Origin of the sequence: Aestuariimicrobium sp. Y1814 (assembly GCF_050113895.1) — a bacterium.
GTDB lineage: Bacteria > Actinomycetota > Actinomycetes > Propionibacteriales > Propionibacteriaceae > Aestuariimicrobium.
On the sequence record NZ_JBNJRW010000009.1, the window covers coordinates 84,747 to 97,910 of the forward strand.

The 13,164-nt window shown below is 69.1% G+C and carries 11 protein-coding genes; 4 read left to right on the forward strand and 7 right to left on the reverse strand.

Annotated elements, in window-relative coordinates; translation table 11 throughout:
- Positions 1–16 precede the first annotated feature (16 nt).
- Complete coding sequence (locus ACQE3C_RS11360; RefSeq protein WP_434539293.1) at positions 17–2,578, forward strand: M66 family metalloprotease; 2,562 nt, start codon at positions 17–19, stop codon at positions 2,576–2,578.
- An 11-nt stretch (positions 2,579–2,589) separates the two neighbouring features.
- Here ACQE3C_RS11360 and ACQE3C_RS11365 read toward each other — a convergent pair whose 3' ends face one another.
- The gene (locus ACQE3C_RS11365; RefSeq protein WP_434539294.1) at positions 2,590–3,558 is read right to left on the reverse strand and encodes an L-lactate dehydrogenase; all 969 of its coding nucleotides are present in this window, start codon (positions 3,556–3,558) and stop codon (positions 2,590–2,592) included.
- Between the two features lie 80 nt (positions 3,559–3,638).
- Here ACQE3C_RS11365 and ACQE3C_RS11370 point away from each other — a divergent pair, with 80 nt between their 5' ends.
- Complete coding sequence (locus tag ACQE3C_RS11370) at positions 3,639–4,526, forward strand: exodeoxyribonuclease III (protein WP_434539332.1); 888 nt, start codon at positions 3,639–3,641, stop codon at positions 4,524–4,526.
- A 140-nt stretch (positions 4,527–4,666) separates the two neighbouring features.
- Here the strand turns inward: ACQE3C_RS11370 and ACQE3C_RS11375 are convergent, their stop codons facing one another.
- From ACQE3C_RS11375 to ACQE3C_RS11400, 6 genes are all read right to left on the reverse strand, one after another.
- Positions 4,667–5,581 carry a ribokinase gene (locus ACQE3C_RS11375; RefSeq protein ID WP_434539295.1) on the reverse strand — a complete coding sequence of 305 codons (915 nt, stop codon included), beginning with the start codon at positions 5,579–5,581 and terminating at the stop codon, positions 4,667–4,669.
- Between the two features lie 150 nt (positions 5,582–5,731).
- Positions 5,732–6,733, reverse strand: coding sequence for an enoyl-CoA hydratase/isomerase family protein (locus ACQE3C_RS11380; RefSeq protein WP_434539296.1), 1,002 nt, complete (start codon positions 6,731–6,733; stop codon positions 5,732–5,734).
- Positions 6,730–8,265, reverse strand: a complete 1,536-nt coding sequence (mptB, locus tag ACQE3C_RS11385) for a polyprenol phosphomannose-dependent alpha 1,6 mannosyltransferase MptB (protein WP_434539297.1) — start codon at positions 8,263–8,265, stop codon at positions 6,730–6,732. Before mptB ends, ACQE3C_RS11380 begins: the two co-directional genes overlap by 4 nt.
- The gene (locus tag ACQE3C_RS11390) at positions 8,262–8,672 is read right to left on the reverse strand and encodes an NADH-quinone oxidoreductase subunit I (RefSeq protein ID WP_434539333.1); all 411 of its coding nucleotides are present in this window, start codon (positions 8,670–8,672) and stop codon (positions 8,262–8,264) included. The genes mptB and ACQE3C_RS11390 overlap by 4 nt, the downstream gene beginning before the upstream one ends.
- A 137-nt stretch (positions 8,673–8,809) precedes the next feature.
- A complete protein-coding gene (locus ACQE3C_RS11395; protein WP_434539298.1) occupies positions 8,810–9,433 on the reverse strand; it encodes an NADH-quinone oxidoreductase subunit C in 624 nt (207 codons plus the stop codon).
- Positions 9,430–9,840, reverse strand: coding sequence for an NADH-quinone oxidoreductase subunit B (locus ACQE3C_RS11400; protein WP_434539299.1), 411 nt, complete (start codon positions 9,838–9,840; stop codon positions 9,430–9,432). Before ACQE3C_RS11400 ends, ACQE3C_RS11395 begins: the two co-directional genes overlap by 4 nt.
- A 188-nt stretch (positions 9,841–10,028) precedes the next feature.
- Here ACQE3C_RS11400 and ACQE3C_RS11405 point away from each other — a divergent pair, with 188 nt between their 5' ends.
- Positions 10,029–11,975, forward strand: coding sequence for a 2-oxoacid:acceptor oxidoreductase subunit alpha (locus tag ACQE3C_RS11405; RefSeq protein ID WP_434539300.1), 1,947 nt, complete (start codon positions 10,029–10,031; stop codon positions 11,973–11,975).
- Positions 11,972–13,078: a 2-oxoacid:ferredoxin oxidoreductase subunit beta gene (locus ACQE3C_RS11410; RefSeq protein ID WP_434539301.1), complete on the forward strand. Its 1,107-nt coding sequence runs from the start codon at positions 11,972–11,974 to the stop codon at positions 13,076–13,078. Before ACQE3C_RS11405 ends, ACQE3C_RS11410 begins: the two co-directional genes overlap by 4 nt.
- Positions 13,079–13,164 lie beyond the last annotated feature (86 nt).

Below are 13,164 nucleotides of genomic sequence, written 5' to 3' on the forward strand. Positions count from 1 at the left end.
CACAGGAGGCACCACCATGCATGCCCAACGACGTCCTCGCCCGATCCTGACGGTCCTGGCCCTGTTCGTCAGCCTGGTCGGCTCGCTCACGCTGACCGCGGTGCCGGCGCGGGCGGCACTGGAGACCATCAGCCTGCTGATCTTCAACCGCACCGACCAGACCATCCAGATGACGGCGCAGGTACTCGGCTGCTTCACCGATGGCGGCGCCGGCCCGCACACAGTGGAGCCCGACCAGGCCATCCACTTCGCCACCCAGGACTGCGACCTCAGCCTGGACACCCAGCTGAGGATCAACTTCCGGATGGAGATCAGCCAGACGACGGGAACCCTGTTCTACTCCAACCCGCTGGTCGGCGCCGACACCTTCAACGAGACCGCACCCGCGGGGTACGTCGCGCAGTCCGGCGGCGTCATCGAGGACCGCCGGGTCACCCTGGCCTGCGACTCGGCCTGCGACGGCATTCCCCGGGCCTGGAAGGAGAACGGGGTCACCATCGATCCCGGCGGTGGCATGGCTCCCCAGTTCATCAACCTGCCCCAGATGGGCGTCACCCTGGATCGTCCGAATGTGCTGGTGCACATGGACCGGATGGTCGACACCAACCCGGCCGCCCCCCGCGACCAGTCGTTGCGGCAGGCAGCCATCGACGATGTCATCCGGGCCTTCGACCAGTCCCCGGTGACCTACCGCGGGGCGACTCGTCCGGGCATCACCCTGATCGTCGACGCCGGACCTGATTCGACGATCACCCCGGGCGGTGCCCTGTGGGGCTCGCTGTCCCGGTCCACCCAACTGCCCTGGAGCAAGTACCTGCTGACCATGAACCCGGACGGCGACTACGACGCCACCAATGCGCTCACCCTGACGCGCGACGAGTTCGTGCCCACCGGACGACTATCGATCTTCCACTACGCCATCGCCGGGGCCGTCCTGGCCCAGGACGTCACCACCGACCCGGTCAGCGATGACCTCACCAGCGGCCTGGCGCTCGGCAACAAACTCGTGTTCATGGTGACCCTCACCAGCGGCGGCGGGGCGGGCGGCCAGAACCAGCAGACGGGCACGTTCATGCACGAGCTCGGCCACATCCTGGGGCTGCCGCACGGCGGCGAGGACGAGGTCAACTACAAGCCCAACTACCCGTCGGTGATGAACTACGCCTGGCAGATGTCCGGGGTGCTGCGCAACGGGTCGTTCGTCTGGGACTACTCGCGCGAGACGACTCTCAGCGTCATCGAGACGGGGCTGACCGAAGCCGATGGCATCAACCTGGGCACCAACTCCAGCGGCTCCGGCACCGCCTATCGTTGCGGGGACACCACCTACCAACAGGCAGCCCTGCGGCCGGTCGACTTCAGCTGCAACTTCAAGACCTCCGATGGTGGCACCGGCTTCGACGTCAACGGTGACGGTGAGCAGGGCTTGCTGGCCGGCAGCCCGTCGGACTGGTCACGGATCAACTTCCTCACCGGAGGGGTGGGCCGGGGCGCGATCGCGAAGGACCTGGTGACGATCCCTGGGTCCGGCATCGAACCCGGGGGCCATGAGCTGACGGTGACCGACAGCCTGAAGATCCTGACCCTGCCACTGGAGACCACGCTGACCTACACCGGGGTGACCAGCACCGACTACCACGACGAGGCCACCATGACGGCCACCCTGACCAGGGGCACCGAACCGGTCGCCGACCGCGACGTGGTCTTCCGGATCGGTGGCGTGACCGCGGACTCGTGCACCGGCACGACTGACCCGTCCGGGGTGGCGACCTGCACGATCACGATCAGCCAGGCCCCGAAGAGCACCACGGTCACCGCCGACTGGGCCGGTGATGACCTGCTCAAGCAGTCGAGTGACTCCGCGACGTTCACCGTCACCCGGGAGCAGACGGCGACGAGCCTGACCACGCCGACCGCGATCCTGGCCGGGCAGGGGGCGGTGACGCTGAGCGCGACCCTGCTGGAGGACGGGGTGGTGCCCACCGTCCCGTCGGGCCAGCAGGTGGTCTTCACCCTCGGGGCCCAGACCTGCACGGGCACCGTCGCGTCGTCCGGTGCGGTCTCGTGCACCCTGACGTCGGTGCCCGCCTCGAGCCTCGGCCCGACCACCCTGAGGGCGGCCTTCGCCGGGGACACCTACTACGAACCCTCGGAGGCATCGGCCGAGGTGATCGTGTTCGCGTTCCCGGCCGATGGTGCCTTCGTGGTCAGCGCGAGCGCACTCGAGGCCACACCGAACAACCTGACGTGGTGGAGTAGTTCGTGGACGACGGCGAACCAGCAGTCGGGCGGTAACTCATCCTTCAAGGGCTTCGTGCCCACGGTGAACACTCTCCCGACCACCACGCCGGTCACCAGTTGCGGCACCACATTCACCGGGGCGCCGGGCAACTCGGGCCAGCCGCCGAGCCAGGTGCCCAGCTACATGGGGGTCCTGGTGGTCGACACGTTGGCCTCCAAGGGCTCGACCACCACTGGGACCTTCAGCTCGATCATCGTGGTCCGCACCGCTGACGGGTATGCCGGCAACCCCGGCCACCCGGGCACCGGGCCCAGGGTGGCCACCGTCTGCGGGTAGTGGTCCCCGCCTCAGCCCTCGAGGTCCGCCTTCACCTGCTGGATGGCGGCCTTGAGGGTGGCCGCCGAGTGGTGCAGCTGCTTGCGCTCGGCCACCGACATCGGCACCTCGTAGACCTCGCTGACACCACCTCGTCCGACCAGGGATGGCACCGACAGCGCCACGTCGGAGATGCTGCGGTAGTCGCTGAGCACGGTCGACAGCGGCAGGATGACCTGTTCGTCGCGCACGATCGCCTCGACCAGGCGGGCACCGGCCAGCCCGATGGCGTAGTTGGTGGCCCCCTTCCCCTCGATCACCTCGTAGGCGGCATTGGTGACCGACTTCGCCAGTTCGTCGAGCACGGTGTCGGTGAACACCGGACGACCGTCCTCCTCCCACTCGCGCAGCGGGATGCCGCCGATGGTGGCCGAGGACCACACCGGGAACTCGGTGTCACCGTGTTCACCCAGCATCGAGGCGTGCACGTTGGACTGGGCGACCTTGGCCTTGCGGGCCAGCATCCAGCGCAGCCGGGAGGTGTCGAGCAGGGTGCCCGAGCCGAGCACCCGGCCCACCGGCAGGCCCGAGATCTTCTGGGCCTCGTAGGTGAGCACGTCGACGGGGTTGGTGACCAGCACGTAGACCGCGTCGGGGGCGTGCTCGAGCAGGGCGGGCAGCATCGACTGCAGGATCTTGACGTTCTGGGTGGCCAGGTCGAGGCGGGTCTGCCCCGGGTCCTGCTTGGCGCCGGCAGTGATCACGACGACATCGGAATCCTCGACCACGGCGGGGTCGCTGCTGCCGGTGACATCGGTGATGTCGGTGAACTGGGTGCCATGGGCGATGTCCTTGGCCTCGGCGGTGACCTTGGCCTCATTGATGTCGTAGAGGGCGACCCGGTTCGCCGAACCGCGGATGATGGAGGCGTAGGCGACCGCGGTGCCCACGGCACCTGAACCGACGACGCTGAGCTTGGTGAGCTTCGAGGTAGTGTCCACGCCCCCAGCCTATGGCCGACCCCCCCATTCCCGGGCTTCGGGGATCAGGCGATATGGTCGCGGTCATGCTCTCGGCTGCCCTGCGTGTCTCGACCCTGAACGTCAACGGCATCCGGGCGGCGACCCGGCGGGGGCTGACCGCCTGGCTGGAGCGGTCCAACCCCGATGTGGTGGCCCTGCAGGAGATGCGCTGCTCACTGGCCGACCTGCCGCTGGAGTGGTTGGGTGATCGTCACCTGGCCTACCAGAGCGGCACCATCCCCGGACGAAACGGCGTCGCGGTGCTCACCCGCCGCCCGGTCGCATCCGTCCGCTCGTGGGAACCTCGGGTGGCGCTGGCCACCAGCGCCGGCCTGACCGAGGTGGAGCAGCCGGTCGGGGCCCTGGCGCGGGAATTGCGGCACTTCGCGGGCCACGGCCGCTATGTCGAGGTGGACCTGGCCGACCAGCCGCTGACGGTGGCCTCGGTGTACGTGCCCAAGGGCGGCAGCCCCTTCGACGAGACCGAACCGGCCTATGAGGCGAAGATGGCCTTCCTGGAAGGCTTCGTCCGGCAGGTCACCCGGGCCCGGCGCGAGGCGAAGGCGCGGGGCCGGGAGTACCTGCTGATGGGTGACATCAACATTGCCCACACCGCCGACGACCTGGCCAACCCGAAAGGGAATGTGAAGAACCCCGGCTTCCTGCCGGAAGAACGGGCCTGGATGGACGGCTTCGTCTCGTCGCGGTCACTGGTCGACGTGGTGCGTCGCCTGCACCCGGGGGTGGCCGGCCCCTGGTCGTGGTGGTCGTGGCGCGGGCAGGCCTTCACCAACGACAAGGGCTGGCGGATCGACTACCACCTGGCCAGCCCCGGCCTGGCGAAGCTGGCGCTCGAGGCCGGCACCGAGAGGGATGCGAGCTACGAGGCCCGGATCAGTGACCACGCCCCCGTGACGGTGGTCTACGACCCGGCCGTGATCGGCTGAGGGCCGGGCGTCCCGGGCCCCGTGGTGGCTGCTGAGAACCCGCCATCCACCCTCCAATTGCCCCTGAACGGCGCACTTGCCCCTGTTCCAGAACAGGGGCAAGTGCACCGTTGTAGGGCATGCGGGTGTGTGGGTGGGTGTCAGCCCCTGGCGAGGAGGGCGTCGATCTCCTCGGCGGTCGGCACCGACGGCTGGGCGCCGAGCTTGGTGCAGGTGAGCGCACCGGCGGCATTGCCGTAGCGAGCCGCCTCGAGGATGTCGCCGGTCTCGACGAAGGCCTTCGTGAAAGCGCCGGTGAAGGCATCGCCCGCAGCGGTCGGGTCGACATTCTCGATCTGGAACGGCGGTACCAGCTGGGCGATGCCCTCGCCGTAGACGAACGACCCACGCTCACCGAGCTTGAGCAGCACGTACTTGCAGCCGTTCTTCTCCTGCAGCTTCTGCGCGGCTTCCAGGCAGGACGCCTCATCGGTCGGGTAGATGCCGACCAGAGCCTTGGTCTCGGTCTCGTTGGGCGACAGGACCGTCACCGGAGGCAGACCGTGGAGGCCGTCCGTACGGGCGGGACCGGCATCCAGCACCGTGATGATGCCGCGTTCGTTGGCCAGCTCGATGGCGCGCGCATTCGTGGCGTCCGGGATCTCGAACTGCAGCAGGATCGCATCGGCACCCGCGTCCAAGGCCTCTTCCAGCTTGTCGGGCGGGGTTTCCATGTTGACGCCGGGAAAGATGATCAGCCGGTTCTGGCCGTTGTCCTCGAGGGTGATCGCCACGAATCCGGTGTTGCCGTCGCGACGCAGGGTGTGGGTGGTGTCGATGCCGGCTTCCTGCCAGCGCTCGATCAGGTAGTCGCCGTTGCTGTCATTGCCGACCGATGCGTAGGCCGCGACCTGGGCCCCGGCGCGGGCGGCGGCGACAGCCGCATTGCTGCCCTTGCCACCCGGGGCGTTGCGGTAGTCGTGACCGAGGACGCTCTCGCTCGGTTCGGGAGCCCGTTCGCACCTGAGGATCAGGTCCATCATCACGCTGCCGACGAGCAGGATCTTTGCAGTCATTTGGTTCCACTCCTTTGTTCATGAACCTCTGCCGCCCTCAGTCTGGCACGGGCCGGCGGGGTCGCGGCAGGGGGGACAGAGTGGAGTTGGACACCCACTTGGCGGATGGCGTCAGCGATCCGAGCGCCGCGTCCGGCTGAGCGCGTGGGTTTACTCGCCGAACATGGCCAGCACTTCGGCCCGGGTGACCTCACCGACGTGGGCGTGGCGCCAGCGGGGGTTGCGGTCCTTGTCGACCAGCTGTGCCCGGACGCCTTCGATGAACTCGGTGTCGGCGAAGAAGTTGCCGGCCAGCACCCGGTCGATCTGCAGCACGTCGGCCACGCTGGGCTGGTGGGCAGCGCGGCGCACCAGTTCGAGGGCGACCGCCACCGACAGCGGGCAGCGTCCGAGGATGACCTGGAGGGTGGCCGCTACCTCCGGGTGGTCGTGGGCCTCGAGCCGCTCCAGGATGGCCACCGGGTCGTCGCCGGCGAAGCACTCGTCGATCCAGCTGCGGTTGGTGGCCAGCCACGAGTCGTCCGGGTGGGTGCGCAGTTCATCGGTCTCGTCCAGCAGCCCGGCCCACAACGCGGACGAGGCATCGACCGGGTTGCCGGTCAGTGCCATCCAGGTGCCGGTTTCGCCGGGCATCCGGGACAGTTCATAGGTGGCTCCGACGTCGGGGAACAGGCCGATCCCGACCTCGGGCATCGCCAGTTGGGTGGTGTGGGTGCCGATGCGGCGGGTGCCGTGCAGGGTGAGCCCCATCCCACCGCCCATGGTGATGCCGTCCATCACCGACCAGACCGGCTTGGGGTAGGTCGCGAGGTCGGCGTTGAGCGGGTACTCGATGTCGAAGAACTCGACCGCGCCGGCCAGGTCTCCGTCGACCAGCTGCTGGCGCAGGGCCCGCACGTCGGCGCCGGAGCACAGCCCACGCTCCCCTCGTCCGGTGATTTCGATGCGGGTGACCTCGTCGTCCTCGCGCCAGGCGTCGACGGCCTGCTGGATGGTGACCAGCATGTCGCGGGTGAGGGCGTTGATGGCGCGGGGGCGGTTCAGTTCGATACGTCCGATGCCGTTCTGCACGCTGGTGATGACCTCGGGGGTGATGACCTCGGGGTCGGTCCCACCGGGGGTGGTCCCACCGGGGGTGGTCGGGGTGCTCATGGGCGCTCCTTCGTGGATTGTCGGCGCAGGCGTCGGCGGGCCCTGCGGTCCTCGGTGTGGCTCAGCCAGTAGTACAGCCCAATCGCGGCCACGCCCAACGACAGGAAGCCATTGCGGACGGCCAGGTTCACCGCGGCGTAGCTGAGCAGGACGACAGTGGTCCACACCGCGACGCGGATGGTGCGCTCCGAGGGTTTGGTCAGCGGCAGCAGCAGTCCGCCCCACAGGACGTACCAGGAGTGCAGTGCGGGCGCGCCGAAGGCCACGGCGAGGTAGGAGTAGGCGAGGAAGTTGATCGGTTTGCGGCGGGCGACGGTGACGGCGAGCACAGCCACGGTGCCGGCGGCCAGGATCAGGCCGATCGAGCGGGAGATGCGCACGGCCAGTTCGGCGCCGCTGGTCCAGCCGAGCAGTTCGAACAGGAAGGACAGGGCCTGCCCGATGACGGTGAAGGGGCTGACGGTGACCACCAGGCCGGGCACGTTGACCGCGTTCAGCCACCCGAACCCGAGCCCGGTCCACCAGGAGATCAGCGAGAAGGTGACGATGGCCAGGCCGAGGCTGGCCATGGCGCGGGCGATGACGTCGAGGGTGTCACCGATCTCGAGTTTGCGCCAGGGCCGGTGGATCAGCGGCAGCGCGTAGGCGGTCAGCAGGGCGGGTTGCTTGATGGCGGCGGCGACCCCGACCAGCGCGGCACCGAGCACCCAGCCCCAGCCGACGACCCGGGTGATCCAGATGGCCAGCACGACCAGGCCCATCATCAGTGAGTCGTTGTGGGCGCCGCCGATGAAGTCGATGACCAGCACGGGGTTGAGGGTGCCGAACCAGGCGACCCGGGCCGGGTCGACGCGGTAGAGCAGTGCCAGCCGCGGCAGCAAGATCCCGATCAGGGCCACCCCGATGATCGCGGGGATCCGCATCATCAGCGCCGAGATGTAGGGGTCGAAGCCGCTCAGGTCGACCAGCAGGTGGTTGAGCTGAAGTGCCAACGGGCCGTAGGGCGCGGGTGTGAACCGCCACACCCAGGCGACCTGGTCGGCGAACCCGCCGGGCAGCACGCCGGGGCCCTGTTCGTAGGGGTTGATGTCGTTGTGGATCAGCCAGCCCTGCGCGGCGTAGGAGTAGGCATCGTGGCTGAAGATCGGGGGTGCGAGCAGGAACGGGGCGCCCCAGATCAGCAGCACCGCCCAGTGCCGCACGTGGCGGTACAGCTCGACGTCGCGGTCGTCGCCCCAGGGGCGCAGCCGGAACCAGGCCGAGACCAGCAGGCCGACGCCCCCCAGCACCAGCAGGGTGCCGAGCACCTTGAAGACGGGGTTGTCGAGGTGGGCCCAGCGCATCAGCGGCCAGAACGGTGAGGCCTGCGGGAGGTAGGCGGGGGTGAATGAGCCGATGGTGATCAGGACCGTGCCGACGAATCCCCGGCGGACGGGGGCGATGCGCCAGGCGGAGATGAGCTGGTCCCAGCGGGCGGCGGCCTGGCGACGCAGCCAACCGGCGCTGCGGCCGACGTCGGTTGCTGCGCTCACGGCTGCTGCCCCGGGGCGGGGTCGGGCTGCGGCTGGGTGTGCAGCTGGTGGGTGCTGGTGAGGATGGAACGGTCATGGACCAGGGCCTGGCGGGAATCCACCCCGGGCACGTGCGGACCGGCCCACTCCAGGGCGTCGAAGGGGCATTCCTCGATGCAGATGCCGCAGTACATGCACAGTGACCAGTCGATGTCGAAGCTGTCGAGCACGTTGTGGCGGCGTTCCCGCCCGCGGCTGGGGTGGCCGGGTGCGGTCGGCGGCAGTTCCTCGCTGTGTGACTCGATGTGGATGCACCAGGTTGGGCATTCCCGCACGCAGATCATGCAGGAGGTGCACTTGTCCTCGATGAGCCTGATCGAGCCGTGCGCCGGCGGGTCATCCCCCGCAGGGTGCCCGTGGGGGTGCAGGGGGTCATCCCCCGCAGGGTGCCCGTGGGGGTGCAGGGGGTCATCCCCCGCAGGGTGCCCGTGGGGGTGCAGGGGGTCATCCCCCGCAGGGTGCCCGTGGGGGTGCAGGGGGTCATCCCCCGCAGGGAGAAAAGCGCTCATCGGCGTCTCCGGACTCGTCCGCCGGTCAGCGCCTGGGCGACCTCGCCCGCCGGTGCGGGGTCGCCGGGTTCCCGGTGGCCCCAGACCTCGGCGTCGGGCACTCCGGCCGGGGCCATCCGACGTCGGCTGGCGCCGGCGGCGTCGTCGGGGTCCTTCGACCCGGGCCACGGCTGCACGGCGCGGGCGGCCAGCACCGCGTCCTTCAACATCGGACGAAGCGGCTCGACGCCGGCGGGCTGGTGGAACAACAGAGGGGTGTCGTCCCCACCGGGGAAGCTGATGCCGAAGAAGTCGTGGGCCTCCCGCTCGTGCCAGACGGCGCCGGGAGCGACCCCGGCCAGGGAGTCGAGCACCGGCGCCTCGCGGGGCACGGTGGTGTGCAGTTGCAGGCCGGTGGGCACCCCGTCGTCCCAGCGGACCAACCGGCAGACCACGCGGAGGTGCTCACCGTCGGGGCGGGGTCGTCCGATCTCGTCGACGGCGTGCAGGGAGTCGAACCAGTCGTGGCCGCCGGCCAGCGCGTCGGCGACGGCGGTGGTCCACTGGGCGCGGTCGACCTGGCGGACCTCGTCGTCGGGTCCCATCCCGGGCCCGACGCCGCCGGTCGGGCTGGTGATCATGGTCGTCCGCCTGTGGGGACCAGACCGGCGCGCAGGGTGTCGATGTGTGCGGCCAGGCTGTGCGGGGGTGGTGGGCAGCCGGCGATGTAGTGGTCGACCTTCACCAACTGGTCGACGCCCTTGGTGACCGAGTAGGAGTCCCAGTAGGGTCCGCCGGCTGCGGCGCAGGCGCCGAAGCTGACCACGTGCACGTCGGGGCCGAGGTCGAGGATGGTCTGGTGCACCAGCGGCGCGACGGCATCGGTGAGGGTCCCCGAGACGATGGCGACGACGAGAGCTCCCTGGGGCACCTCACTCAGCTGCGGGGCGCCTTCGGGGACGGCGAACTCCGACTCGACGGCGCAGCACGCCAACGCCAGGTCGACCACGACCACCGAGGCGTCCGAGTACCAGTCCACAATCTGCACGCGCCCCAGCGTAGCCGGGACGCCCGTTCCTGGGTTCGCCCCGGGCGAGGTCCGGCAGCGGCGCCGGGGTGTTCGTCCGGGTGGTCGGGGCGTCGCGCAGACCCGACGACAGCGGGCGGACGACAGGCGTGGCGGCCAATTCTCCAGCGGGTAGTCTTGGCGAGTGCGCCCGGAGACCCGGTGCACCGATGAGTCGTCGAGAAAGAAGAGCCGTGACGCAGGACGCTTACGTCGCACCCCACCTTCGCCGTCCCCACAGCGTTCACACGCTGGACCGGGTGGTGATCCGCTTCGCGGGAGACTCCGGCGACGGCATGCAGTTGACCGGGGACAGGTTCACCGCAGAGGCGGCGGTCTTCGGCAATGACATCTCGACCCTGCCGAACTTCCCGGCTGAGATCCGTGCGCCGCAGGGCACGCTGCCGGGGGTGTCCAGCTTCCAGCTGCACTTCGCCAACTACGACATCGTGACCCCCGGGGATCGTCCCGATGTGCTGATCGCGATGAACCCGGCCGCGTTGAAGGCCAACCTGGCCGACCTGGTGCATGGCGGGTTGTTGCTCGTCGACACTGCTGAGTTCACCAAGCGGAACCTCGCCAAGGTGGGCTACGAGACCAACCCGCTGGAGGACGATTCGCTGCAGGGCTACCACCTGGTGGCGCTCGACCTGACCGGCCTGGCGATCGGTGCGGTCAGCGAGTTCGGCCTGGGCCGCAAGGACGGCAGCCGCGCGAAGAACATGTTCGCGCTGGGACTGCTGACCTGGTTGTACAGCCGCGACACCGCCTCGACGATCCGGTTCCTACAGACGAAGTTCGCCACCCGCGAGCAGCTGCGGGACTCGAACATTGCCGCGTTCAAGGCCGGGTACGCCTACGGCGAGACGGTCGAGGAGTTCGCGGTGCGCTACGAGGTCTCACCGGCGCCGATGCCGCCGGGTGACTACCGCCAGATCACCGGGAACCTGGCCACGGCCTACGGGTTGATCACCGGCGCGCACAAGGCGGGGCTGCAGTTGTTCCTGGGGTCCTACCCGATCACCCCGGCCTCGGACATCCTGCATGAGTTGAGCCGCCGCAAGGCCCACAATGTGATCACCTTCCAGGCCGAGGACGAAATCGCGGGCGTGGGCGCTGCACTGGGTGCCTCGTTCGCCGGTGCGCTGGGGGTGACCACCACCTCCGGCCCGGGCCTGGCGCTGAAGGGTGAGACCATCGGCCTGGGTGTGATGACTGAGCTGCCGCTGGTGGTGGTCGACGTGCAGCGCGCGGGGCCGTCGACGGGCATGCCGACCAAGACCGAGCAGGCTGACCTGCTGCAGGCCATGTACGGACGAAACGGTGAGGCGCCGGTGCCGGTGCTGGCGGCCAAGTCGCCGTCGGACTGTTTTGACACGGCGCTGGAGGCGTGCAGGATCGCCATCAAGTACCGCACGCCGGTGATCATGTTGTCCGACGGGTACCTGGGCAATGGGGCCGAGCCGTGGCAGGTGCCCGATCTGGCGAGCATTGAGCCCATTGACCCGGGGTTCGCGACCGGCCCGAACTCGGTGGCCGCTGATGGGACCGAGCAGTTCCTGCCCTACCTGCGCGACGAGAACGGGGCCCGGCCGTGGGCGATCCCGGGGACGCCGGGGCTGGAGCACCGCCTGGGTGGTATCGAGAAGGCTGCCGGGACCGGCAATGTGTCCTATGACCCGGCCAACCACGAGGCGATGATCCATGCGCGGGCCGAGAAGGTCGCCGGGGTGGTGCGTGACATCTCCGACCTCGAGGTGGACGACCCGACCGGTGAGGCCCGGGTGCTGGTGCTGGGTTGGGGGTCCACGTACGGGCCGATCACCGCGGCTGTGCGGCGAGTGCGGGCCAGCCACCGGCATGTCGCCCAGACCCATGTGCGGCACCTGAACCCGCTGCCGGCGAACCTCGGCGAGATCCTGCGGCGCTACGAGAAGGTCGTGGTGCCGGAAATGAACCTCGGCCAGTTCACGATGATGCTGCGGGCGCAGTACCTGGTGGACGCCGAATGCGTCAGCCGGGTGCGTGGCCTGCCGATCTCGCCCAGTGACCTGGCCGCCGAGCTGACCGAGCGCATCGACTCGCTCGGCCCCGAAGCCCCGAAGGAGACGGCGTGACCGCCACTGATCGACACACTGACGATGCGGCTGGAGCCGCCCAGGTCGAAGCCCGGTTCAAGGGCCTGGCCGGGGTGCCGCTGCAGTTGGAGCCGTTGACCCGCAAGCACTTCACCAGTGACCAGGAGGTGCGCTGGTGCCCCGGGTGCGGTGACTACGCGATCCTGGCCGCGTTCCAGGGGTTGATGCCCGAGATGGGGATCAAGCGGGAGAACACGGTGATCATCTCCGGGATCGGGTGTGCGGCCCGGTTCCCGTACTACGTCGATTCCTACGGGATGCACTCGATCCATGGCCGGGCGCCGGCGATCGCCACCGGGGTGGCGACGGCTCGTCCGGACCTCGGGGTGTGGGTGGTGACCGGTGACGGCGATGCGCTGTCGATCGGCGGGAACCACCTGATGCATGCGCTGCGGCGCAACGTGAACATGACCATCATGTTGTTCAACAACCGGATCTACGGGTTGACCAAGGGGCAGTACTCCCCCACCTCGGAGTTGGGCAAGGTGACCAAGTCGACCCCGCTGGGGTCGTTGGATGCGCCGTTCAATGCGGTGTCGTTGGCGTTGGGTGCCGAGGCGAGTTTCGTGGCCCGGACGATCGACTCCGACCGCAAGCACCTGACCAGTGTGCTGAAGGCTGCCGCGAACCATCGTGGGGCGAAGCTGGTGGAGATCTACCAGAACTGCCCGATCTTCAACGATGGTGCGTTCGAGCACCTGAAGGGCCCGGAGGCGGCGGATGCGGTGATCCCGTTGGAGCACGGGGAGCCGATCCTCTTCGGCCAGGAGCAGTCCAAGGGCGTCGTGATGGGTGCTGACGGGCAGCTGCGGGTGGAGCAGGTTGCCGATGTCGGGCTGGACGCGGTGCTACGGCACGACGTGCACCGCGACGACCCGGGGCTGGCGTTCCAGCTGTCGCGACTGACTGACACCGGGGTGATCCACCAGGCGCCGATCGGGGTGTTCCGCGATGTGGAGCGGCCGGCCTATGACGACCAGGCTCGTGACCAGGTGCGGCTGGCGCGTGGTGGTGACGAACACGATGATGCGGCGGAGCTGCAGGGGCTGTTGGCGGGTTCGGACACCTGGACAGTGCGCTGAGTCCCGGTGCGCTGACTCCCGGTGCGGGGCGGGTGTCGCGGGGCTGAGCTCCCGTGCTGAGCTCCCGGGGCTGCTCTCCTGGGCTG

Bases quoted from the DNA above. Each gene is read 5' to 3' on its own strand.
- ACQE3C_RS11360 (WP_434539293.1), top strand. From the start codon at position 17: ATGCATGCCCAACGACGTCCTCGCCCGATCCTGACGGTCCTGGCCCTG.
- ACQE3C_RS11375 (WP_434539295.1), bottom strand. From the start codon at position 5,581: ATGACTGCAAAGATCCTGCTCGTCGGCAGCGTGATGATGGACCTGATC.
- ACQE3C_RS11380 (WP_434539296.1), bottom strand. From the start codon at position 6,733: ATGAGCACCCCGACCACCCCCGGTGGGACCACCCCCGGTGGGACCGAC.
- ACQE3C_RS11395 (WP_434539298.1), bottom strand. From the start codon at position 9,433: ATGATCACCAGCCCGACCGGCGGCGTCGGGCCCGGGATGGGACCCGAC.
- ACQE3C_RS11405 (WP_434539300.1), top strand. From the start codon at position 10,029: ATGAGTCGTCGAGAAAGAAGAGCCGTGACGCAGGACGCTTACGTCGCA.